Raw genomic sequence first — 24,786 nt, 5'->3', positions numbered from 1 at the left:
CTATTGACACCTGCCGCATTTCTGTCATGATGTTGTTAATGACGGTTAACTTTCGTGATCCTCACCGGGTCGTACACGAGTGGAGGCAGGCATGTTTTTCATGGGTGGCATGACCATGGGCTATCTTCATCCGCCGATTCCGGAGAAGGAAGAGGACGTCTTGACCGTCACTCTGCCGGAAGAAAAGAACCGTCATCTGATCGGTCAAACCGAGGCTTCGGCCTCTGAAACAAGCGCCGTCGAGCGCACCTTGATCTGGGCTCGCCGCATTCTCTGCTGAGCTTCTGCTCCGCCGACTATCGAGCCCCACCTGAACCCAGTGGTTTATTTTTTCCCTCGCGGCCCTCTGGACGGAAAATTATCTCTACCTAATTGATAGAGACTATATAAATGTCAGGCATGGGCTCGTCCCTGCGACAATAAAAAATCAACGGAGGCAACACATGGCGAATTTGGGTATGTCGAATACGCATGTGAACCGGTTCGATGCTTCGAAGCGTGCTGCCGCGACGCGGCACAAGATCCACACCGCGATCAACGTTGCGCTGTGCTCCGCCGCGTTCATTTTCGTTGCGGCCATCGTTTGCGGCATCGTGGTCTGATTTCTGTCGAGGGTGATGCGATCGGGTCTGACCGATCGTACTGAAGAGTTCTTCTCTCTTCTGTCCCCAGGGACGATAGTATTTCATCGGGCCGAGGCTCGGGTCCGACCGGCTATGACCGGCGGTTCGATCCGCCTTCTTTCAAATTCAATCCGCTCCCACAACAATTCTTCTTCCTGTAGATGACCAGAACTTTGCCGGGCAAAGAAATTTTGCCCTGCCCAATAGAATGCGCTTCGTTAAAACAGTAAGCTCCGCCAAAATACAAAAATAGATTGGGGCGGAGGCATGACGAAGGTGGAGGCTGGGCGCGGCAGCAGACGGAGTGGTGCTCACGATGCGAAGGCAATTCTGAAACAGGATCCGCACGCGCTGCGCGACGCGAAGGAGAACAACCTCGAAATGGCGATCGGCCATGAGGTTCGCGCCTATCGCAAGAAGCTCGGCATCACCGGCGCGGATCTTGCCTCGGCCACGGGCATATCGCTCGGCATGCTCTCCAAGATCGAAAACGGCAACACCTCGCCGTCGCTGACGACGCTGCAGTCCCTGGCGCGGGCGCTCGGCGTGCCCGTCACCGCATTCTTCCGGCGATTTGAAGAGAAGCGCAATGCCGTCTTCGTCAAGGCCGGCGAGGGGCTAGAGATGGAGCGACGGGGTACGCGCGCCGGTCATCAGTACAATCTGCTCGGTCATATCGGCAACGGGTCGAACGGCCTGCAGGTCGAGCCCTATCTCATTACCCTGACGGCCGATTCGGATGTTTTCCCGGCGTTTCAGCACGCGGGGCTGGAATTGATCTATATGCTGGAAGGCGAGGTCAAATATCGCCATGCCGACAAGCTCTATGCCATGCTGCCCGGTGACAGCCTGTTCTTCGATGCCGATGCGCCGCATGGCCCGGAAGTGCTGGTCAGTCTGCCGATCCGTTTCCTGTCGATTATTTCCTATCCGGAGAAAAGCGGCCCTTGAGACGAATTTGCGAATCTTTTGAGGGAGTTCAGTTTAAGTTCATCTTCCGCGGGATATGGAGGGCTCAGTCTGAAATACCCTGATTCCTGTTTGCAAGAAGTCAGCCCAAGGAGAATGCCTCGTGACTCTGATCGATTGTTTTTGACACACCGGGACTGCTGTCGGAACCATCCGGCCGCGTCTCAAGTTTCATGGGAAGCCTGTTTCGAATGGTGGCGTAAAATCGCCACGAGCCCGAAGAAGAGCCCATGAAAATCTTCGCCTGAATCGTTTGTTCTAAGCCGCCACCTCGAATTCACCCCCTTCGCGCGCCGGGAAGCGAAGCAAAAGGGTCCAAATGTGTGAATGGTTGTGACGGGCAGGACAAAAACATCGACGGCGATAATGCCTATCACTCTGTTTGGACCCAGAACCCGAATCCATGACGACTCAAAACCTCTCCACTGTTTCGCTACGCGATTCTGAAGCCAAGCAGATCGATCACAACGATTCGATCCGGGCGACCTATTTCTCCAACGAGCAGATACGCGAATGCGGCGCGACCTTCGCCCGCAACGGCGCCAAAACGACGCTGCCGGGCTTTGCGCCTTTCGACTTCTTTGCGCGTCACAAGGAGAACGAGAAGGAGATCTTGCGGGTCTATCGTTCGGCGAATGCCGATGTCGACGCAGGCGAATCGATCACGCCGGCCGCCGAATGGCTGCTCGACAACCATTACGTCATCGAAGAGGCGATCCAGGAAGTCCGCCGCGATTTCCCGAAGAAGTTCTACGAGCAGCTCCAGACGATCACCATTGGCGGCATGGTCATGCCGCGTACCATGGCGCTCGCCTGGCTCTATGTTGCCCATACGCACAGCACCGTGTCCAACCAGGGTCTGCTGGCGCTGGTAGAGGGTTTCCAGTCTGTTGAGATGCTGAAGATCGGCGAGCTCTGGGCTGTTCCGTCGCTCGTGCGCTATATCCTGGTCGACAATCTGCGCCGCATCTCCAGCCGCGTCGAACAGAGCCGCATCACGCGCAAGAAGGCCAACGAGGCCGTCGACGAGCTGATCCGCCTCAATGACGACACCAAGGTCGCGGAATTCCTGAAGACGCTGGAACCCTATACGTCGGACAATACCTTCGCGACGCAGTTCCTCTATCGTCTTCGTGACGGCTCGCACACCTCGGGTCTCGCCGTCACCTGGATGGAAAAGCGCATGGCGGATGCCGGCACGGACGCCGAAAGCGTCATGATGGCCGAGCATAACCGGCTGTCGTCCGGCAATGTGACGATGGGCAACATCATCAAGAGCCTGCGCCTGATCGACGACACCGACTGGTCGGTCTGGGTCGAAGAGGTGAGCGCGGTTGACAAGCTGCTCTGGGACGAGACCGATTACGCCAAGCTCGATCCCGGTTCGCGCAACAGCTATCGCCGCCGCATCGAAAAGCTCGCCCGTCGCTCCAAGAAGACCGAGATGGAGATCGCCCAGGTCGCCATGGCGATGACGGAAGCGGCCAAGGCTTCCGGCGAACCACAGCCGCAAGAGCCGAATATCGGCGACTACATCATGGGCCAGCAGACGGAAAAGCTGGAAAAGGCGATCGGCTATCGCCCCTTCCTGTCCGCACGCTTCGTGCGACAGTGGCGCAAGCTCAACTGGCTGGCGATCGCAGCGCCCGTGATGTTTTTGACAGCCCTTGCACTGGCTGCCGTCGGCTATTTCATGATCCAGGCCGGCATGGGCTGGGCTGAAACCATTCTCATGCTGCTGATGTTCTCGCTGCCGGCGTCCGAAGGGGCGACGGGCCTGTTCAACTTCTTTGTCACCATGTACCTGACGCCGGCGCGCCTCGTCGGCTATGAGTTCAAGGAAGGCATTCCGGAAGAGGCCCGCACGCTGGTCGTCGTGCCGACGCTGATCGGCAACCGGGACAGCGTCGATGAGCTCGTGCGCAATCTCGAGGTTCATTACCTCGCCAATCCGCGCGGCGAAGTCTACTACGCGCTGCTCAGCGACTGGCCGGACAGCCAGGAGGAAGAGAGCGAACGCGATCTGGAAATCCTCGATTATGCCCGCCGCGAAGTCGCCAATCTTGCGGCCCGCTACGCCGAGGATGGCCAGCAGCGCTTCTATCTCCTGCATCGCCGCCGCCTCTACAACCCGGCTGAGGGATCCTGGATGGGCTGGGAGCGCAAGCGCGGCAAGCTGCACGAGCTGAACCTGCTCCTGCGCGGCGACCGCGATACCACCTTCCTGCCTGGTGCCAATACCGTGCCGAAGGACGTGAAATACGTCATGACGCTCGATTCCGATACGCGCCTGGTGCGCGATACGGTCACGAAGCTCGTCGGCAAGCTGCATCATCCGATCAACCGGCCGGTCTTCGATCCCGAGACCAAGCGTGTCGTTCGCGGCTATGGCGTCTTGCAGCCGCGCGTCACCCCGTCGCTGACGACGGGCAAGGACGCCTCGGTGTTCCAGCGCGTTTTCTCCGTCAATCGCGGCCTCGACCCCTACGTCTTCGCCGTGTCCGACGTCTATCAGGATCTGGTCGAGGAAGGCACGTTCACCGGCAAGGGCCTCTATCATATCGATGCTTTCGAGGCCTCACTGAAGGGCAAGATCGATGAAAACGCTGTTCTCAGCCACGATCTGCTCGAAGGTTCGATGGCGCGCTGCGCGCTGGTGACTGACTGCGAGCTCGTTGAAGACTTCCCGATCCGCTATGAAGTGGAAGTCTCGCGCCAGCATCGCTGGGCTCGCGGCGACTGGCAGCTCCTCCCCTATATCTTCAATCCGAAGCGCGGCGTGACCGGTCTCGGTCGCTGGAAGATGATGGACAATCTGCGTCGTTCGCTGACGCCAATCGCCTGGTTCTTCGCCTCGGTTCTCGGCTGGTACTTCATGGGGCCGTTCGCTGCCCTGATCTGGCAGATCCTACTGATTTTCTGCCTGTTCGTTGCGCCGACGCTCTCCTTGATCAACGGCATCATTCCGCGCACCAGCGATATCGTCGCCCGCGCCCATCTCTATACGGTCTGGACGGATATTCGCGCCGCTAACGCGCAAGTGGCGTTGCGCATCGTCTTCATCGCCGACGGCGCCTGCATCATGGCCGATGCCATCGGCCGTTCGCTCTATCGCGCCTTCGTCAGCCGCAAGCTGATGCTGCAATGGCGCACCGCCGCCAGTGCCCAGGCCGCGGCGCAGACCACCATTCTCGGCCACTACCGCGTCATGTGGCATGCGCCGGTGCTGGCGCTGCTGGCGCTCGCCTTCGCGTCGCTGTCGGGCGACAATGCCTTCCTCGTCGGCATTCCCTTTGCACTGCTCTGGGTGCTGTCGCCGGCGATCGCCTGGTATGTCAGCCAAACGGCGGAAACCGAGGACAAGCTCGAAGTGCCGGAGAGCGTCTCGTTGGAGCTGCGCAAGATCGCGCGGCGCACCTGGCGCTATTTCGATACTTTCGTGGTCGAGCAGCAAAACCACCTGCCGCCGGACAACGTGCAGCAGACGCCGCATCCGGTCGTGGCTTCGCGCACATCGCCGACCAATATCGGCGTCTACTTCCTCTCGATTATCTCGGCCCGCCATTTCGGCTGGATTTCCTTCGAGGAAACCATCGATCGCATGGAAAAGACCATGGCGACGGTCGAGAAGCTCGAAAAGTTCCGCGGCCATCTCTGCAACTGGTATCATACGGACACGCTGAAGCCGATGGGCGCGCGCTATGTCTCGGCGGTCGACAGCGGCAATTTCGCCGGTCACCTGATCGCCGTGTCCTCGGCCTGCCGTATCTGGGCGGAAGCCCCTTCCGCGCATATGCAGGGCAATCTCGACGGCATCGGCGATGTCGCCGGCATCCTTGGCGAAATACTCGCCGAGCTTCCGGATGACCGCAAGACCGTGCGCCCGCTGCGTCATCGCCTGGAAGAGCGCATCGTCGGCTTCCAGAATGCGCTGGCCGCGGTCAAGCGCGAGCATGAGTTCGCCTCGATCCGCATCATCAACCTTTCGGTCCTGGCGCATGACATCGAGAAGCTTGCCGCCAACCTCGACCACGAGGTCAAGTCGCCGCAAAGCGGCGAGGTGCTCACCTGGTCGCAATCGCTGGTGAAGGTCTGCGAAGGCCATATTGCCGACAGCGTCTTCGATCTCGCCAATGTCGATGCATTGCGCCAGCGTCTGGCAAAGCTGCGCGACCGCATGCGCGAAACCGCCTTCGGCATGGAATTCGCCTTCCTCTATCGTCCGGAACGGCGCCTGCTCTCCATTGGCTTCCGCGTGGAAACCAACGAGCTCGATGCCGCCTGCTACGATTTGCTGGCGTCGGAAGCCCGTCTCACCAGCCTGTTCGCCATCGCCAAGGGCGACCTGCCGACGGAGCATTGGTATCGTCTCGGCCGTCAGGTCGTGCCGGTGGGCTCGCGCGGTGCGCTTGTCTCCTGGTCCGGGTCGATGTTCGAATATCTGATGCCGCCGCTCGTCATGCAGGAGCGTCAGGGCGGTATTCTCAACCAGACCAACAATCTGATTGTCCAGGAACAGATGAACTATGCCAAGCGTCTTGGCGCCGGCATTCCCTGGGGCATTTCGGAAGCGGCCTTCAACGCCCGCGACCATCAGATGCAATATCAGTACACCAACTTCGGCGTGCCCTCGCTCGGCCTGAAGCGTGGCCTCGGCCAGAATGCCGTCATCGCGCCCTATGCCTCGATCCTCGCCAGCCAGTACCGGCCGGAAGCGGCGCTCGAAAACCTGCAGAAGCTGCGCAAGGTCGGCGCTCTCGGGATCTACGGCTTCCATGATGCCGTCGACTTCACGCCCACCCGCGTTCCCGAAGGCAAGAAATGCGCGGTGGTCTTCAACTACTATGCCCACCACCATGGCATGTCGATTGCAGCTATTGCCAACGTCGCCTTCAACGGCCGTCTGCGCGAACTCTTCCACGCCGATCCGGTGATCGAAGCGGCAGAACTGCTGCTGCAGGAAAAGGCGCCGCGCGATATCCCGGTCATGGCCGCCAAGCACGAGAGCGACCAGCCGGCCAATATCCAGGAAGACATGCTGCGTCCGGAGATCCGTAAGATCGCCGATCCGTCCACACAGGATCGCGAACTCGCTTTCCTCTCCAACGGCCATTACTCCGTCATGCTGACGGCGACCGGCGCTGGCTATTCGCGCTGGAACGGCCTGTCCGTGTCGCGCTGGCGGCCCGATCCGACGGAAGACCGCTGGGGCACTTTCATCTTCCTGCGCGATACCGCATCCGGCCAATGGTGGTCGGCGACCGCGGAGCCGCGCAGCATCGAAGGCGAAAAGGTCAAGGTCGCCTTCAGCGACGAAAAGGCGGAATACAGCAAGACCATTGGTGACTTCACCAGTGAGGTCGAATGCATCGTCGCCACCGAAAACGATGCCGAAGGCCGCCGTGTCACCTTGCTCAACATGGGGTCGGAGGACCGCTTCATCGAAGTGACCTCCTATCTCGAACCGGCGATTGCCAGCGACGACGTCGATTCCGGCCATCCGGTCTTCGCCCGCATGTTCGTTCGCACCGAAGTCGGTAGCAGCGGCGACGTGCTTCGCGCCGAGCGCAACAAGCGCGAGTATAACGAGCCGGACATGGCGATCGCGCATCTGGTCGTCGACAATGCCGGCTCGGAGCGCCCGACCGAATTCGAGACGGATCGCCGCAAATTCCTCGGCCGTGGCCGTACGCTTGCCGAAGCCGCCGCCTTCGATCCGGGCGCGACGCTCTCGGGCACGCAAGGCTTCACCATGGATGCCTGCCTGTCGCTGCGCCGCGTCGTGCGCGTGCCGGCCGGCAAGAAGGTCAGCGTGATCTTCTGGACGATTGCAGCGCCGAACCGCGAAGAGGTCGACAAGGCTGTCGACCGCTACCGCAATCCGGATGCCTTCGGGGTCGAGCTGACGCAGGCCTGGACGCGCACGCAGATGCAGATGCGCCATGTCGGCGTTTCCTCGCAGCAGGCGGCCGCTTTCCAGAAGCTTGCCCGCTACCTCGTCTATCCCGACATGCATCTGCGCGCCGACAGCGCCACCGTCCTTGCCGGCCTGCATTCGCAGTCGGCGCTCTGGCCGGTGACCATCTCGGGTGATTTCCCGATCTTCACGCTGCGCATCAATGACGAAATCGACATCGAAATCGCCAAGGAAGCGCTGAGTGCCGGGGAGTATCTGCGCTCGCGCGGTATCGCCGCCGATCTGGTGATCCTGAATGAATGCGCCGCCGAGCATGCGCAGGCGATGCAACATCAGCTGGATGCGCTTGCGGATCATATCCGCCACAATCAGGGGGATGGGCTGCGTCAGCACATCTTCGCAGTGCGCAAGGATCTGATCGAGAACGAGACCTACCAGCAGATCCTCGCCGCTTCGCGCGTCGTCTTCCATGCCCGCAACGGCAAGCTGGTCGACCAGATCGCCCGCGCGGCGACGCTGTTCGGCTCTGTGCCGCAGAGCGATGAGGCTCCGGTCGATCGTCGTGCCGTGGCGCTCGCGCCGCAGGAATCGGTGTTTGTCGCCACGGAACTCGGAGCGCAGGCCGACCTCGACTTCTGGAACGGTTATGGTGGCTTTGCCGAAAACGGCCGCGAATATGTCGTCCGGCTTGCCGGTGGTCAGTCGACGCCGCAACCGTGGATCAACGTCATCACCAACGAGCGCTTCGGTTTCCATGTGCCCGCCGAAGGCGGCGGTTTCACCTGGAGCCACAATTCGCGCGACTATCAGTTGACCCCATGGACCAACGACATGGTCATCAACCGTCCGGGTGAGGCGCTTTATGTGACCGATCTCGACAGCAATGCGGTCATGACCCCCTATGCCGGCCTGTCGCGCAATCCGAAAGTACAGTTTGAGGCCCGCCACGGCCTCGGCTATTCAGTGTTCTCGAGCGAAGAGAACGGCATTGCGCTGGAGCTGACGCAGACGGTCGATCGTGAGCGTCCCGTGAAGGTCTTCCGCCTGCGGGTCAGCAACAAGGGCAAGGGCACCCGGCGGCTGCGGCTCTACAATTATGCGGAATGGGTGCTCGGCATCAATCCGCACAAGACCAAGCCCTTCATCCTCTCGTCGCTGGACGAGGAGACGGGCGCGCTGTTTGCCAACAATCCCTACAGCATCGATTATTCCAAGCGGGTCGCCTTCATGGCGGCGAGCGAGGCGCATTCGAGCTTCTCGGCCAGCCGCCGCGAATTCATCGGCCGTCATGGCACGGTGCAGATGCCGGAAGCGGTTGTCTCCGGTGCCGTCCTCTCCAACTCCAACGATCTTGACGGCGATCCCTGCGCGGCACTTGCCTTCGACCTGACCATCGGTGCGGGTGAAGAGAAGGATATCTGCTTCTATATGGGCGACACCGCCTCTCTCGAAGAGGCGCGCGTATTGGTCTCCGAGATCCGCAAGGCGGATTTCGAGGCTGTGCTGTCGGCGACCCGAGGCTTCTGGGACGGCTTTACCGGCCGTCTGCAGATCTCGACGCCGGACAAGGCGATGAACAACATGATCAACGCCTGGCTTCCCTATCAGAGCCTCGGCTGCCGTATCATGGCGCGCACCGCCTTCTATCAGGCCTCGGGCGCCTTCGGCTTCCGCGACCAGTTGCAGGATACGCTGGCCTTCCTGATGCATGCGCCGGAACTTGCGCGCAAGCAGATCGTGAACGCGGCCCAGCGTCAGTTCCGCGAAGGCGACGTGCAGCATTGGTGGCTGCCGGGCAGCGGCGCCGGTGTGCGTACGCATATTTCGGACGACGTCGTCTGGCTCGCCTATGCGATCAACCAATACTGCACGGTGACGGGCGACAAGTCGCTGCTGGATGAAGAGCTTGCCTTCGTCGAGGGTGCTGCCCTCATGCCCGGCACGCACGACGCCTTCTACCAGCCGACGGTGTCGGAGGATAAGGTCAGCGTTTACGAGCATGCCGCTTTGGCACTCGATCTTGCCATCAAGCGCAAGGGCGGCAACGGCCTGCCGCTGATCCTCGGTGGCGATTGGAACGACGGTATGAACCGCGTCGGCATTCAGGGCCGCGGCGAAAGCGTCTGGCTCGGCTGGTTCCTCGCCGGCACGCTCACCGCCTTCTTGCCCTATGCGGAAGCGCGCGGCGACAAGGAGCGCGTCGAGCGCTGGACCAAGCATCTGCCCGAACTGCGTAAGTCGCTGGAAACGGCGGGCTGGGACGGCAACCATTATCGCCGTGGCTATTTCGACGACGGCAGCCCGCTCGGCTCCAGCGAGAATTTCGAATGCCAGATCGATTCGATCGCGCAGTCGTGGAACATTCTCTCCGGCGAGGGCGACCCCAAGCGCGGCGAGACGGCGATGAACGCCGTTCTCGAAAAGCTGGTCGACGACGACAACAAGATGATCCGGTTGTTCACACCGCCCTTCTCCAAGTCGGCACGCGATCCGGGCTACATCAAGTCCTATCCGCCGGGCGTCCGTGAAAACGGCGGTCAATATACCCATGCCGCCACCTGGGTGGTCATGGCGCTGGCGGAAATGAACCGCGGCGACGATGCCTGGCATTGCTTCGAGATGTTGAACCCGGTCAACCACGCACTTGATCGAGAGCAGGCCGACACCTACCGCGTCGAGCCCTATGTCATCGCCGCCGACGTCTATGGCGAGGGACAGTTGACCGGCCGCGGCGGCTGGACCTGGTATACGGGCTCGGCCGGCTGGTTCTATCGCGTGGCGATCGAGGGCCTTCTCGGCATCCGCGTCAAGAATGGTCGCCTCTACGTCAAGCCGGCACTGCCGTCGACGTGGGATGGCTTTGCGGCGGACCTCGATTTGCCGAGCGGAAAATACCGCATTTCCGTCTCAAAAGCGCCCGATGCGAGCGGATACTCGGTCACCGTGAATGACAGGGCGATTGCCCATCCCGATGAGGGCTATCCGATCGAACAGTAACGCTTTTGTGCACTGTTTTGCATTGATCGATAGGGCCAAAGAGGGAACTCTTTGGCCCTATCGGCATTTGAATGCCGGAACAGGAGATGTTCATGAACATCAGGGCACATATCGACACACGGTCGGGAAGCGCCAGCGGCTCGCCGAAGATATCGACGGGGCGCGATACGAGGCTGGATGTTCTAAGGGCTTTGGCCCTGATCACGATCTTCATCAACCATGTTCCCGGCCAGTTCTTCGAGCATCTGACGACCAAGAATTTCGGCTTCTCCGATGGCGCTGAAGCTTTTGTGCTGATCTCCGGCATCTCGGTCGGCCTCGCCTATGGCACGCGCTTCAAGCCCGGCAATCGGCTCCTGATCGCCTGGAAAGCGATCAAGCGTGCCTTCACGCTCTATACGGCGCATATGATCACCACCTTCATCACGCTGGTGCTGTTCATTTCGGGCGCCTGGATCTTCCGGCAGGTGGGTCTGCTTTGCGAGGTGAACATCCTTGCGGTGTTAATGAACCCGGCGCGCGGCATTCAGGCCCTGCTGCTGCTCGGCCATCAGATCGGCTATAACAATATCCTGCCGATGTACGGGGCACTGTTCCTGATGCTGCCGCTGATGCTGGTGGTGGAGGCGAGAAGCCCGCTGTTTTTGCTGCTGGTCTCTGCCGGCGTCTGGCTGCTGGCCGGTATCTATCATATCGCACCGCACACGACGCTGCTCGACGGCTTCTGGTTCCTGAACCCACTTTCCTGGCAGTTCCTGTTCGTCATCGGCTTCGTCGCCGTCATGCATGTGAAACGCGGCGGCCGGATTGCCTATAACCCGGTCCTGTTCGCGCTATCGCTCGCCTATGTCATGCTGTCCTTCATCTGGGTCACCGACAAGCTCTGGGTGCTGGGCGACCAGCTGGCCGCGCTCGGCCTGCCCGCAGTCATCACCGGCTTCGACAAGACGTTCCTCTCGCTGCCGCGGCTGCTGCATGTGCTGGCGCTCGCCTATCTCATCATCTGCATACCGTCGGTCTCGCGTGTGCTGCGCCGGCCGGCCGACCATCCGCTAACGATCCTCGGACGGCATTCCCTCAGTATTTTCGTTGCCGGCACCATCCTCGCCATGGCAGGGCAGGTCATTCTCTATGTTACCGAGAAGGATCCGGCCGTCGGCGCCGCCTATGTCGTCGTCGGCATCGTCCTGCAGTTTGCCTATGCCTATTATCTCGAGCACAAGCGGCTGGACACGGCCAGCAATCGTCCCACGAAGACGACAGCGGCTGCACTGCCTTTGCCATTGCGGGTCGAGCAGCGTCGATAATCTGCTTGGCGCCTTCAGTGCCGCAACGGGCAACAGATCAATTCCCAAAGAAAATCTATTCACGACACTTTCGTGAAGGACGTGTGACGTGATGTTTCTGCAACGCGGCAGCGTTTCGGAGCGCCGCCGCGAAAATTCGATTGCTCAAAATCTTGTTGTGCAAAACCTAAACGCCTACATCGGCGTCGTGGCGGTGCTCGGGGAGTAACGCCATCCCGGCGCCACACGCGCCCGAATGAGTGCGTGACGCGATCGTGGGGATCGTCAAACGGGAATGGGGTAGGGCACGTCGAGTTTTCGGCGCGATGACTCAAGCCCAATCGCCACTGGATTGGAGTAATCTATGAATATCAGAAGTCTTCTTCTCGGTTCCGCCGCCGCCCTGGTCGCCGTCTCGGGAGCGCAGGCGGCTGACGCCATCGTGGCTGCCGAGCCGGAACCGCTGGAATATGTCCGGATTTGCGACGCTTTTGGCGCGGGCTATTTCTTCATTCCCGGCACCGAAACCTGCCTGAAGGTCGGCGGCAAGGTCCGCACCGAGGGCTATTGGAAGGATCCGAGGAACGCTGCGAGCAACATCGGCACACAATGGCATACCCGCGCGGAGCTTTCCTTCGATACCGCGACCGATACGGAATACGGTCCACTCAAGACCAACACCGTTTATCGTTGGGATTGGCAGGATGGCGGCACGACCAACGCTCGGCTGCTGTTTGCCAATATCAGCCTCGGTGGCTTCACCGTCGGCAAGCTCGACTCCCAATATACGATGTACATGGGCTACACGACCAGTCTCATCAACGACGAGGTCGTCTACGAAGGCCCGAAGGAGCTCAACCAGCTCACCTACAAATATGATTCCGGCAACGGCTTTACCGCGCTGGTGTCGCTGGAGGATTCCAACTCCTCGGCGACCAGCTCTTCCTATCGCGGCGCATGGCAGACTGGAAAGGCTGATCACTACGCTCCGGACGTCGTGGCTGGTGCCGGCTACAAGGGCAGCATGTTCCAGCTCAGGATCGTCGGCGGCTATGATTCCGTCGTCGAAGAGGGTGCGATCAAGGCACGCATCGATGGCGACTTCGGTGCCTTCAAGCCGTTCTTCATGGGTGGCTGGAATACGGACGGTGACAAGCTGAACAAATATGCCGGATCCTTCCTCAGCACCAACGCGGCTGCTTGCCCGAAGAATGGCGCCGACTGCGGATGGGGTGACTGGGCCTTCTGGACCGGCTTCAGCTACACCTTTACGCCGAAGCTGCAGAACACCACGATGGTCGCCTATACCGACAGCGGCATTCTGCAGGCGACGACGAACCTGGCCTGGCGTCCGGTCAAGGATCTGGTCGTCATACCGGAACTCACCTACATGCGCTACGATGCCGCCAATACCGACCAGTGGACAGGCGCCCTGCGTTTCGAGCGCAAGTTCTGATCTGATCCCGGCGTGAGGCCGGTCCTACCCGGCTTGACACCCATCATAACCGGTTTGATGCCCGCCATAACTCCGCGGGCATCACGGCCGATTTGACCTCCGATCAGAGACGGAGAAAGGTCCGGTTTTCCCTGCCGGGCCTTTCTTGTTTCTGCCTTGGAGTTTTAGCCGGGACATAGGCGCTGCCACAAAAAAACCGGGGGAGCATTGCTCCCCCGGCTTCGACTTTTAGGCCCCATTTGAATGATCAGGCGGCTTCGTGTTCCGTGGTATGTGCCTTGCGGACTTCCTCGTCCGTCAGGATACCGCTGGCGCGCAGCAGGGCGGCGAAGCGGCCGTTGCTCTGGCTGAGCGCGCTGAAGCTGCCATTCTCGATAACGCGTCCGTTTTCAAGGAAGAGGACGATATCGGCCTCGCGAACCGTCGACAGGCGGTGGGCGATGATGAAGGTCGTGCGGTTCTGCCGCAGATTGTCGATCGCCGCCTTGACCCTGTTTTCCGTCTCCACGTCGAGCGCGCTGGTCGCCTCGTCGAGCACGAGGATCGGCGCGTCCTTGAGGATGGCGCGGGCAATGGCGATACGCTGGCGTTCGCCACCGGAGAGCTTGTTGCCACGCTCGCCGACACGGGTCTCGTAGCCGCTTTCACGCGTCTCGATGAAGTCGTTGGCGGCAGCCGCTTCGGCAGCGCGCATCATCTCTTCCTCGGTCGCACCCTCGCGGCCGAGACGGATGTTGTCGCTGATCGAACGGTTCAGCAGGCCGGCATCCTGGAAGACGGTGGCGATGTAGCGGCGCAGCGACTTGCGCGTCACCTTGGTAATGTCGTTGCCGTCGACAAGGATCTGGCCACCCTGCGGATCGTAGACACGCTGCAGGAGGTTGACCAGCGTCGTCTTGCCGGCGCCGGTCGGGCCGACGATGGCGACGGTCTGGCCGGCCTTCACCGTGAAGTTGATGTTGTGCAGGCCCTGGGCGCTGTTGCCGAAGCCGAAGGAAACGTTGCGGAACTCGACTTCGCCCTTGACGTCCTTGATTTCGGCAAGGCCAGCCGGCTCTTCACGCTCGCGGACGGAATCTTCCAGCGTATAGAAGTCCACCAGCTTGGCGCGGGCTTCGAAGATCTGGTTCGCGAAGTTGCGCAGCAGCTCCAGGCGACCGATCAACACGTTGGCAAAGGCGATGAAGGTGATCAGCGCGCCGATGCTGAGGGTGCCGCCCTGGACCAGCACAGTGCCGATCATCAGGATCGCCATCATTGCGATGGTCGAAGCCGTACGGTTCAGCGCGCCAGCCAGCGCCCACCAGTCGAGGACGGGATACTGGGCGGCGAGCAGCCGTTCGGTGAAGGACTTCAGCGCCTTGGTTTCGGCTTCGATGCGGTTGTAGCTATGCAGCACCGAGACGTTGCTGATCGAGTCGCTAACATGCGAGAAGACGGTATTGTAATGGCTCTCAACCGAGGTCTGGCCGTCCTTGGTGCGGTTCATGACCACACTGCCGATGATCCAGTAGAAGATACCGAGCAGAACGAGGACGGCGGACAGACGCAAGTCCATGGCCATGGCGGTCGGGATCATCACGACGAGGGCGACGGCCGTCGTCAGGTGATTGCGCATGAATTCGAGCCACAGGCCGAACAGGGCTTCACAGGCACGCAGCAGTGTGTTCAACGCGCTCGCCGTGCCGCGCTGGCTGTGCCAGGACAAGGGCATGGAAATGATGCGGCTGAAGGCTTCCGTCAGCAGCGATGCGCGGCGGCCATGGGCGAGACGGTCCGCCTCGCGGGAAACGATGATGAAGGCGACCGCGCTGAAGACGGCAAAGCCGGCCCACAGGATCATGGTCGGCGTCACGGGCTCTTTCTTGCCGATGGCGTCGAAGATGCGGCCGAACAGAACCGGCTCATAGATCGTGGTCATCGCCAACGCGATGTTGGCGACAACGACCATCCATACGCGGTAACGATACGCGCCAAGATACTTCAGGGCTCTTGCATAGACTTTGAAAAGAGACACGTCTGGCAACCTCTGTGCATCAGCAATTTCGGAATGTTGGGACACTACAGATTGCTACCTGAACCGGCGATTAACGGAATCCGGCGCTGTTTTTTCAGAGCAATTTTCATGGATTACGCGCCCGGTCGCCAGGGCAGGCCTTCGGCCACTTGAGAAATATGAGGATTCAGGAATACTTTCTTACATTAGCATTGTCGCGCGGCGAAGCGATTGCTATGCGAAGTTGAATTCTGAATTTCTCGCCGCAGACGTTCAAAATTATCTCGATCCGAGTATGTTTGCCCGCCATCCGCCGCGCCGGAGGCAGAGTGGATATCGGTGGGGCGTCCGTCGACGAGGAACCAGGCTTTTCGGGCCAGGGGGTATGTGTGAATATTCATTCGTTAATGCAATTGCTTGTGGTTGTTGAAGAATGCAATCAGGCCAAGAATGTCGTGACGGAACTCGAGTCGGTGCTGCGCTCCTATAAGTTCGACTTCTATGGTCTGCTGAAGCATCCACGGCCGGCGGTCGACATTATCAGCGTCATGCTTGCCGGTCGCTGGCCGGACAAATGGCCGCTCACCTATGTCGCCCGGAAATATGTGCTGGTCGATCCGACCATGCGCTATCTCGGCCAGGCGCAGCGGCCTTTCCGCTGGCGGGACGCGATGGCGGCGCTGAAGAGCGATCCGCTCCGCCGCCGTATGGAGCAGATGATGGCCGACGCCCGTGCCAACGGGCTGGTCGACGGCTATATCTTTCCCATTTTCGGGCGTAGCGGCCTGCTCGGGACGATGACGATCGGCGGCAATTCGGTCGATCTGTCGCCCGCCGAACTTTCGCTGTTCGACGCCGTGGCAAAAAAAGTCTTCTGGCGGCTTCTGGAGTTGCGTGACGAGGCGCGGCCGCTTGAGGAAGCCCCCGGGCTCGACGCCAAGCTGACCAGGCGTGAGATCGAGGTGCTCAATCATCTGGCGGAAGGCATGACCTCGATGGACATCAGCCGCACGCTGAAGATCTCCAATCACACTGTCGATTGGTACATGAATAGCATCCAGGACAAGCTGAACGCCCGGAACCGCCAGCATATCGTCGCAATCGCCTTCAGAAACGGACTTGTTCCATAGCCGCAACTATTTTGGTTTCTGACGCTACGGGAAATTGAACTTCCCGTGACAAGAAGTTAAGAATTCTCTTCGCGGGTGCAGCATTGCCCGTTTCGATGCCGTGAGGAGACTGCATTGCCTATATCCAAGATCCTGGTTGCCAACCGTTCCGAGATTGCCATTCGCGTGTTTCGCGCCGCCAATGAGCTCGGGATTAAAACAGTCGCCATCTGGGCCGAGGAAGACAAACTGGCATTGCACCGCTTCAAGGCGGACGAGAGCTATCAGGTCGGCCGCGGCCCGCATCTTTCCCGGGACCTCGGGCCGATCGAAAGCTATTTGTCGATCGACGAGATCATCCGCGTCGCCAAGCTGTCCGGTGCCGATGCCATCCATCCCGGCTACGGCCTCCTGTCGGAAAGCCCCGAGTTCGTCGATGCTTGCGATGCCGCCGGCATCATCTTCATCGGCCCGCGCGCCGACACGATGCGCCAACTCGGCAACAAGGTGGCGGCCCGCAACCTGGCGATCTCGGTCGGCGTGCCTGTCGTGCCGGCGACCGAGCCGCTGCCCGACGATATGAAGATCGTGGCAAAGATGGCCGAGGAGATCGGCTATCCAGTGATGTTGAAGGCGTCCTGGGGCGGCGGCGGTCGTGGGATGCGCGCCATCCGCGATCCCAAGGATCTCGCCAAGGAAGTGACGGAGGCCAAGCGCGAGGCGATGGCCGCCTTCGGCAAGGACGAGGTCTATCTGGAAAAGCTGGTCGAGCGCGCCCGCCACGTCGAAAGCCAAGTGCTGGGCGATACGCATGGCAATGTCGTCCATCTGTTCGAGCGTGACTGTTCTGTACAGCGCCGCAACCAGAAGGTCGTCGAGCGTGCGCCCGCGCCCTACCTCAACGACGCCCAGCGCCAGGAACTGGCCGCCTATTCGCTGAAGATCGCCGGTGCGACCGGCTATGTCGGCGCCGGCACTGTCGAATATCTGATGGATGCAGATACTGGCAAATTCTACTTCATTGAAGTCAATCCGCGCATCCAGGTCGAACATACGGTGACCGAAGTCGTCACTGGCATCGATATCGTCAAGGCGCAGATCCATATCCTCGACGGCTTTGCCATCGGCACGCCGGGCTCGGGCGTGCCGAAGCAGGCGGATATCCGCCTCAACGGCCATGCCCTGCAGTGCCGCGTCACCACCGAGGATCCGGAGCACAACTTCATTCCGGACTACGGCCGCATCACCGCCTATCGCTCGGCTGCCGGCTTCGGCATCCGCCTCGATGGCGGCACGGCCTATTCCGGTGCCATCATCACCCGCTTCTACGATCCGCTGCTGGTCAAGGTGACGGCCTGGGCGTCGACGCCGGACGAGACGATCGCCCGCATGGATCGTGCGCTGCGCGAATTCCGCATCCGCGGCGTGGCGACGAACCTCACCTTCCTCGAAGCGATCATCACCCACCCGAAATTCCGTGACAACAGCTACACCACGCGCTTCATCGATACGACGCCGGAGCTGTTCCAGCAGGTCAAGCGCCAGGACCGCGCCACCAAGCTGCTCACCTATCTCGCCGACGTCACCGTCAATGGTCATCCGGAAGCCCGTGGCCGGCCGGCGCCGTCGCCGAAGGCCTCGGAGCCCATTCTGCCCTATATCGACGGCAAGGTTCCCGATGGCAGCAAGCAGCGGCTCGACCAGCTCGGCCCGCAGAAGTTCGCCGAATGGATGCGCAATGAGAAGCGCGTGCTTTTGACCGACACGACGATGCGCGACGGCCATCAGTCGCTGCTCGCCACCCGCATGCGGACCTTCGATATCGCCCAGGTGGCTGGGACCTATGCCCGCGCTCTGCCGCAACTGCTGTCGCTGGAATGCTGGGGTGGCGCCACCTTCGACGTCTCCATGCGCTTCCTCACCGAAGATCCTTGGGAGCGTCTGTCGCTGATCCGAGAGGGCGCGCCGAACCTGCTTCTACAGATGCTTCTGCGCGGCGCCAATGGCGTCGGCTACACCAACTATCCCGACAATGTCGTGAAATACTTCGTCCGTCAGGCGGCCAAGGGCGGCATCGATCTCTTCCGCGTCTTCGACTGCCTGAACTGGGTCGAGAACATGCGCGTGTCGATGGATGCCATCATCGAGGAGAACAAGCTCTGCGAGGCGGCGATCTGCTATACCGGCGACATTCTGAACTCTGCTCGCCCGAAGTACGACCTGAAGTACTATACCGATCTTGCCGTCGAGCTGGAAAAGGCCGGTGCCCATATCATCGCGCTGAAGGATATGGCCGGTCTTTTGAAGCCGGCCGCCGCCAAGGTGCTGTTCAAGGCGCTGCGCGAGGCGACTAGCCTGCCGATCCACTTCCACACGCATGATACCTCGGGCATTGCCGCCGCCACGGTGCTGGCGGCTGTGGACGCGGGCGTCGATGCGGTCGATGCGGCGATGGATGCGCTTTCCGGCAATACCTCGCAGCCCTGCCTCGGCTCGATCGTCGAGGCCTTGAAGGGCACCGAGCGTGATCCGGGCCTCGATCCCGAATGGATCCGCCGCGTCTCCTTCTACTGGGAAGCGGTGCGCCATCAGTACGCGGCCTTCGAGAGCGATCTCAAGGGACCGGCCTCGGAAGTCTACCTGCACGAAATGCCGGGCGGCCAGTTCACCAACCTTAAGGAACAGGCGCGCTCGCTTGGCCTCGAGACCCGCTGGCATCAGGTGGCGCAGGCCTATGCCGACGCCAACCAGATGTTCGGCGATATCGTCAAGGTGACGCCGTCCTCCAAGGTGGTGGGCGACATGGCGCTGATGATGGTCTCCCAGGATCTGACGGTTGCCGACGTGGTCAATCCCGACCGGGAAGTGTCCTTCCCGGAATCGGTGGTCTCGATGCTGAAGGGCGATCTCGGCCAGCCGCCGGGTGGATGGCCGCAGGCGTTGCAGAAGAAGGCGCTGAAGGGCGAGGCACCCTACACGGTGCGCCCCGGTTCGTTGCTGGCCGAGGCCGATCTCGATGCGGAGCGCAAGGTCATCGAGACCAAGCTCGAGCGCAAGGTCGATGACTTCGAATTCGCTTCCTACCTGATGTATCCGAAGGTCTTCACCGACTATGCGCTGGCCGCCGATACCTATGGTCCGGTCTCGGTGCTGCCGACGCCTGCCTATTTCTACGGCTTGAAGGAGGGCGGCGAGCTCTTTGCCGAGATTGAGAAGGGCAAGACGCTGGTGGTCGTCAACCAGGCGATGACGGCGACCGATGAAAAGGGCATGGTGACGGTGTTCTTCGAGCTCAACGGCCAGCCGCGTCGCATCAAGGTACCGGACCGTGCCCACGGCGCATCGGGCAGTGCGGTGCGCCGCAAGGCGGAGCCCAGCAATGCCGCCCATGTCGGCGCGCCGATGCCGGGCGTCATCTCCCGCGTCTTCGTCACCCCCGGCCAGGCGATCAAGGCCGGCGACGTGCTCGTCTCCATCGAAGCGATGAAGATGGAAACGGCGCTGCATGCGGAGAAGGACGGCACCATCACCGAAGTCCTCGTCCTTGCCGGCGACCAGATCGACGCCAAGGACTTGCTGGTCGTCTACGGGGCTTAGTGTCCGTCACCAGACAAAGGAAGTGGCCGGCTCCTGGGCCGGCCTTTTCCTGAACGTGGCCTTCAAGGCGAGATCGCATCAATGACCGACAGTCCTAGGCATTTCGGGCAATACGACGTTATCCTTTTGCGCGACGGCGTCTTCGAAGCGCCAGCGGACGTGTTGATCCATGCGGATGGCAGCGTTGCACGGCAGCGCGCGATCGAAGCGTTGGGCAAGCCGATGCTTCAGGTGGATGTAAACTGTTTTGCCCTGCGCGGCGCCGATGGCATCATTCTCGTGGATGCCGGTACCGGGACCGCTTGGGGACCAAAATACGGCCATGCGCGATCGGCGTTGCAGGAGGCCGGCATCACGCCGGACCAGATACAGCTGATATTGCTGACCCATATCCATGGCGATCATGCGCTCGGTCTGTTCGACGGAGACGCTCCGTATTTCCCCAATGCCGACATAGTCGTGCCGGCCAGGGATTTTGCGTTTTTCACCGATCCGGTCGCCCGAGAGGCAACACCTGAGGCGCGTCGCGGTGGCTTCAAGGTGGCTGAGCAGCTTGTCCGCGTTTATGGGTCCCGAGTCCGGCAGATTCCAGATGGTCCCGTGTTGGCCGGTATAGAGGCCCGTCCTCTGCCGGGTCACACCCCCGGCCACACTGGCTATCTAGTGAGCGGCGGAGACAAGGATCTCCTGATCTGGGGCGATACCTTACATCTGGAAGATCTTCAGCCCCGCGATCCAAAGATCGGGCTGGTTTTCGATCTCGATCCCGAGATGGCGGTACGAACACGCCAGACCACGCTGGAAGACGCCGCCCGCGAAGGTTGGGTTGTCGCTGGCGGCCATATCACCGGTTTCGGCTGCGTGGAGCGGGCCCCCGAGGGCTACCAGATCCTGCCGGTGTGAAATCCGGCCAATTTGCTCCTATCCCGTCGCGAGGCCTGTTGCAGACGATCCGATTGATTTGTGCGTGTGGACGATGAAGCCCAAATCGACCATGCCGAGATGACATTGTTGCTTCATCGTCACACTATCTCTCAAAGTTCAGTGGAAGCGCGAACTGAAAATCTGAAGTATGCGTAAATCACTTTATAGACGACAACCCCGAATCTATGAGTTATTCGCAGGATGCAGGAATCTGCCTCTGGCAAATAGGCGGAAGAACCCAGATCGCGAAGTTAGTTTTCGCTTTATTAAGCATAATTATGCGTAACGGATGCGGATTCGTCGACCGACGATAATGTTTTCTCACTCCACTTGAATAGAACGCTTCGCGGTTTTACAAATCTCCTACCTCTCGGATGCAGATTGATCCGGGCTCCTGCTGCACACCACGCTTTCGTATCGAGTCCACCGTCCTTTTCCCGCGGATCATCCAGATTGCGATTGCAACTAGCTTCCAACCAACGGCCCGACGATTAACCGATCAACTTTCAAGAGCATTCTGGAGCATATGGCTAACGAGCGCGAAGAATTATCTGAAATTTCCAGGGACGCGAACAACTCGATCTTGTTGAAGAACGTTGCCCCGGCAACCTTCCATCCGGACGACTTCCGTTTCATTGCGGCAGCATGAGTGGGGCTTGAGTTTGTCTAGTACTGCTACGAAGACTCCACAGATGTTCCTTGTGGCCGTTTTATCCTCCTTGAAGAAAGCCTTTCTCGGGATTGGTGCGACCAGCGCGCTTGTCAACGTTCTCGCCTTGACCGGCTCCTTCTTCATGTTGCAGGTCTACGATCGCGTCATTCCTGGCCACAGTCTGCCGACGCTGGTTGGTCTGGGCATCATAACGGCCACACTTTACGCGTTTCAGGGAATCCTCGAGCTTGTCCGTTCGATGCTTTTGGTGCGCGTCGGCCTATCGGTAGATGAGCGCTTCGGAACAGCTGTCTACGATTCCCTCGTCTTATTTCCGTCGCGCATGCAGGTGCCCGGAAATGGTCTTCAGTCGGTGCACGACCTGGATACTGTACGAATGTTTCTTTCGGGGCCGGGGCCAACTGCTTTGTTCGATATTCCCTGGATGGCGTTTTATCTCGGCTTATGCTTCCTGTTTCATGTGTGGATCGGTATGACGGCTTTGGCCGGAGCTCTAATGCTCATCGGTCTCACGATCTTGGCGGAACTGAAGTCACGTCAGCCGGCTAAGGAGGCCGCGAAAATCGCCTCCGAGCGAATGGCTCTTGCGGAAGCAACGCGTCGCAATTCAGAAGCCGTGCTTGCGATGGGTTTTGGCCATCTGCTTGGTAGGCAGTGGAGCGAAATCAATCGCCGCTATCTCAGTAACCATCTGCGTGCGTCAAACGTAACAGGCATACTCGGGACAATTTCCAAGATCTTGCGAATGGTACTGCAGTCAGCGGTGCTTGCTGTTGGGGCCATACTTGTCATCCGCCAAGAGGCCTCGGGCGGCATTATGATAGCGAGTTCCATCCTTGTTAGTCGGGCGTTGGCGCCGGTCGAACTGGCGATCGGCCAATGGAAGGGTTTCGCGGCAGCGCGTGATAGCTGGTCACGGCTGATGAAGCTTGCGCAACTGATGCAGGCTGACGAAAAAGAAGTTTCCCTTCCCAGGCCCGAACGCGCCCTGAAAGCTGAAAACCTGCATCTCGCGGCGCCGGGCTCAAAGCTCGCGATTGTGCGCGGCGTTTCCTTCGAGCTTCGGGCAGGAGAAGCCGTCGGTATCATCGGTCCAAGCGCATCAGGTAAATCCTCGCTCGCGCGCGGCCTCGTCGGGATTTGGCCGCCGATTTCAGGTGCGGTTCGCCTGGATGGGGCGTCTCTGTCACAATGGGATCCGCGACAGCTCGGCCAACACATTGGATATTTGCCGCAGGATGTTTCGTTGTTTGGTGGATCTATCGCCGAAAACATAGCCCGTTTCGATCCGGATGCGCCGTCAGAAAAAATCATTGCTGCTGCGAAGGCGGCTGGTGTCTACGACATGATTGTGCAGTTCCCCGAAGGCTTCGACACGAAGATCGGCGAACAAGGATCGGCGCTGTCTGGCGGACAGCGGCAGCGTATCGCGCTGGCACGTGCGCTCTATGGCGAGCCGTTCCTGGTCGTTCTCGATGAGCCTAACTCAAACCTCGACGCGGAGGGGGAGGCGGCGTTGTCATGTGCGATACTGGATGTGAGGGCGCGTGGCGGCATTGCTATCATTATCGCTCATCGCCCAAGTGCACTTGGCGTTGTCGACAAGGTTCTCGTCCTGGCGAATGGTCAGATGCAGGCATTTGGGCCGAAGGATGAGGTCCTCAGGAAGACGACGCTGCCAGCGCCGTCCGGGCTTCAGCCTGTTCGACTAATGATCGCCGGTGAGGAGATGACGCAATGACAGATGATCACGCGCCGCTTGCCGAGCAAGCCATCCGTCGCCTGACGTTCGTTGCGATCACCGCGATTATTTTACTCGTTGGGGTCATGGGAGGTCTGGCTGCTACCATTCGCCTTCAGGGCGCCGTCATTGCCGCCGGCACGCTGGTCGTCGACAGCTACGTTAAACCCGTTCAGCACCAAAAGGGCGGGACTGTCGGCCAAGTGTTCGTCAAGAACGGGGATCGTGTCGAGGCTGGCCAAATACTCATACATCTCGATGACACCCAGGCGCGTGCTAATCTTGCGATCGTTTCGAAACGTCTGAAGGAACTTGCCGCGCGCACCGCACGGCTTTCAGCCGAACGAGATTCTAAAGAGGATATCACCTTTCCTGAGGCCCTTTTGAAGGAGCGGGAGATTGTCGAAGTGGCGGCGATGCTCGATGGTGAGCAGCGACTGTTTCATGATCGACAGTCTTCCAAGATGGGGCGCAAAGCGCAGCTGGCCGAGCGGGTGCGTCAGCTCGCGAAGGAGGCGGAGGGGCTGAGCGCCCAACAGGACGGCAAACGGCAAGCGATTGCCATTATCAACAAGGAACTCGCTAGCCTGCAGCCGTTGCTCGATCAGGGCATTATCCCGGCGACCCGGGTCTATAACTTGCAGCGCGACGCAGCAGACCTCACCGGTGAACTCGGCAGTCTGGTCGCCTCCGCGGCCCAAACCAACGGCAAGATCGCTGAAACCCAGCTGCAGATCATTCAGGTTGATGACGACCAAAGAACCGAGGTATCGGACCAACTGCGTCAGGCCGAAAGCGAAATCGGTGAATATTCCGAGCGTTTTGTTGCTGCTGAAGACGAGTTGAGACACATCGATATCCGCGCACCGCAGGCGGGCATTGTCCATCAGCTGGCCGTGCATGCATCAGGGGCGGTCGTTACGCCCAGTGAAGCGATCATGCAGATTGTGCCCGACAACGATGTGCTGACACCGGAACTCAAGCTGTCGCCGCAGGATATCGATCAGGTGGTTATGGGGCAGGACGTAACGCTTCGGTTTTCTGCGTTCAATCAGCGCACCACACCGGAATTGAGTGGCCGCATTACAAAGATTGCCGCCGATCTGACCACTGATCAGCGCACTGGGCAAAGCTATTATAGCCTCAGGGTCGCCGTTTCGGCGACCGAATGGACCCGCTTGGGCAATCTTGCACCGGTGGTGGGGATGCCGGTGGAGGCGTTCATTCAGACGGGTGAGCGCACTGCACTGGCGTATTTGGCAAAGCCGTTTACCGACCAAATGGCTCGGGCGTTTAGAGAAGAGTGACGATGCCGAATTTGACTTGATTCTCAGGATTTAGGTTTTTGAACTGGCAGTAATGCGCCGGTGCTGCGTAGTGCCACAGCTCTCATCCTTACATGGTAGCGAAAGATGTCGATAGAAAATGCTACTCTTACTTGCAGATTGCCTGTTTGCGGTTTAAGCCCCTCAATGAGCAGTGACCATTGAATTTACGG

12 protein-coding genes are annotated in these 24,786 nt (G+C 60.1%); 11 read left to right on the top strand and 1 reads right to left on the bottom strand.

Annotated features, from left to right (window positions below):
- Positions 1 to 91 precede the first annotated feature (91 nt).
- The 6 genes from AC1RO0_RS25945 to AC1RO0_RS25920 all read left to right on the top strand — a co-directional run bounded on the left by AC1RO0_RS25945 (position 92) and on the right by AC1RO0_RS25920 (position 13,248).
- Positions 92 to 280 carry a hypothetical protein gene (locus tag AC1RO0_RS25945; RefSeq protein WP_498595451.1) on the top strand — a complete coding sequence of 63 codons (189 nt, stop codon included), beginning with the start codon at positions 92 to 94 and terminating at the stop codon, positions 278 to 280.
- A 163-nt stretch (positions 281 to 443) separates the two neighbouring features.
- Positions 444 to 602 (top strand): hypothetical protein, encoded by a 159-nt coding sequence (locus tag AC1RO0_RS25940; protein WP_007692368.1) that lies wholly within the window; start codon positions 444 to 446, stop codon positions 600 to 602.
- A 288-nt stretch (positions 603 to 890) separates the two neighbouring features.
- A complete protein-coding gene (locus tag AC1RO0_RS25935) occupies positions 891 to 1,574 on the top strand; it encodes a helix-turn-helix domain-containing protein (RefSeq protein WP_498595450.1) in 684 nt (227 codons plus the stop codon).
- A 421-nt stretch (positions 1,575 to 1,995) separates the two neighbouring features.
- Entirely contained in the window at positions 1,996 to 10,506 is an 8,511-nt protein-coding gene (locus AC1RO0_RS25930) for a glycoside hydrolase family 94 protein (protein WP_498595449.1), read from the top strand.
- Positions 10,507 to 10,598: 92 nt separating this feature from the next.
- Entirely contained in the window at positions 10,599 to 11,813 is a 1,215-nt protein-coding gene (locus tag AC1RO0_RS25925; RefSeq protein ID WP_498595448.1) for an OpgC family protein, read from the top strand.
- A gap of 343 nt (positions 11,814 to 12,156) precedes the next feature.
- Positions 12,157 to 13,248 (top strand): porin, encoded by a 1,092-nt coding sequence (locus AC1RO0_RS25920; RefSeq protein ID WP_498595447.1) that lies wholly within the window; start codon positions 12,157 to 12,159, stop codon positions 13,246 to 13,248.
- A gap of 247 nt (positions 13,249 to 13,495) precedes the next feature.
- Here the strand turns inward: AC1RO0_RS25920 and AC1RO0_RS25915 are convergent, their stop codons facing one another.
- Positions 13,496 to 15,265 (bottom strand): glucan ABC transporter ATP-binding protein/ permease, encoded by a 1,770-nt coding sequence (locus tag AC1RO0_RS25915; protein ID WP_498595446.1) that lies wholly within the window; start codon positions 15,263 to 15,265, stop codon positions 13,496 to 13,498.
- 368 nt (positions 15,266 to 15,633) lie between these two features.
- Here AC1RO0_RS25915 and AC1RO0_RS25910 point away from each other — a divergent pair, with 368 nt between their 5' ends.
- From AC1RO0_RS25910 to AC1RO0_RS25890, 5 genes are all read left to right on the top strand, one after another.
- A complete protein-coding gene (locus AC1RO0_RS25910; protein ID WP_498595445.1) occupies positions 15,634 to 16,374 on the top strand; it encodes a helix-turn-helix transcriptional regulator in 741 nt (246 codons plus the stop codon).
- 114 nt (positions 16,375 to 16,488) lie between these two features.
- Positions 16,489 to 19,950 carry a pyruvate carboxylase gene (pyc, locus tag AC1RO0_RS25905; protein ID WP_498595444.1) on the top strand — a complete coding sequence of 1,154 codons (3,462 nt, stop codon included), beginning with the start codon at positions 16,489 to 16,491 and terminating at the stop codon, positions 19,948 to 19,950.
- 81 nt (positions 19,951 to 20,031) lie between these two features.
- Positions 20,032 to 20,853: an AidB family quorum-quenching N-acyl homoserine lactonase gene (gene aidB / locus AC1RO0_RS25900; protein WP_498595443.1), complete on the top strand. Its 822-nt coding sequence runs from the start codon at positions 20,032 to 20,034 to the stop codon at positions 20,851 to 20,853.
- Between the two features lie 713 nt (positions 20,854 to 21,566).
- Entirely contained in the window at positions 21,567 to 23,288 is a 1,722-nt protein-coding gene (locus AC1RO0_RS25895) for a type I secretion system permease/ATPase (RefSeq protein WP_498595442.1), read from the top strand.
- A complete protein-coding gene (locus tag AC1RO0_RS25890) occupies positions 23,285 to 24,595 on the top strand; it encodes an HlyD family type I secretion periplasmic adaptor subunit (RefSeq protein ID WP_498595441.1) in 1,311 nt (436 codons plus the stop codon). Before AC1RO0_RS25895 ends, AC1RO0_RS25890 begins: the two co-directional genes overlap by 4 nt.
- The last annotated feature ends 191 nt before the right edge of the window (positions 24,596 to 24,786 follow it).

This window comes from Rhizobium sp. GW821-FHT14E12, assembly GCF_058803745.1.
This window is presented reverse-complemented; position numbering and strand designations above follow the sequence as displayed.

What these genes read in the sequence shown, in the direction of transcription:
- AC1RO0_RS25945 (WP_498595451.1), top strand. Translation starts at nt 92, where the DNA reads ATGTTTTTCATGGGTGGCATGACCATGGGCTATCTTCATCCGCCGATT.
- AC1RO0_RS25940 (WP_007692368.1), top strand. Translation starts at nt 444, where the DNA reads ATGGCGAATTTGGGTATGTCGAATACGCATGTGAACCGGTTCGATGCT.
- AC1RO0_RS25935 (WP_498595450.1), top strand. Translation starts at nt 891, where the DNA reads ATGACGAAGGTGGAGGCTGGGCGCGGCAGCAGACGGAGTGGTGCTCAC.
- AC1RO0_RS25930 (WP_498595449.1), top strand. Translation starts at nt 1,996, where the DNA reads ATGACGACTCAAAACCTCTCCACTGTTTCGCTACGCGATTCTGAAGCC.
- AC1RO0_RS25925 (WP_498595448.1), top strand. Translation starts at nt 10,599, where the DNA reads ATGAACATCAGGGCACATATCGACACACGGTCGGGAAGCGCCAGCGGC.
- AC1RO0_RS25920 (WP_498595447.1), top strand. Translation starts at nt 12,157, where the DNA reads ATGAATATCAGAAGTCTTCTTCTCGGTTCCGCCGCCGCCCTGGTCGCC.
- aidB (WP_498595443.1), top strand. Translation starts at nt 20,032, where the DNA reads ATGACCGACAGTCCTAGGCATTTCGGGCAATACGACGTTATCCTTTTG.
- AC1RO0_RS25895 (WP_498595442.1), top strand. Translation starts at nt 21,567, where the DNA reads ATGTTCCTTGTGGCCGTTTTATCCTCCTTGAAGAAAGCCTTTCTCGGG.
- AC1RO0_RS25890 (WP_498595441.1), top strand. Translation starts at nt 23,285, where the DNA reads ATGACAGATGATCACGCGCCGCTTGCCGAGCAAGCCATCCGTCGCCTG.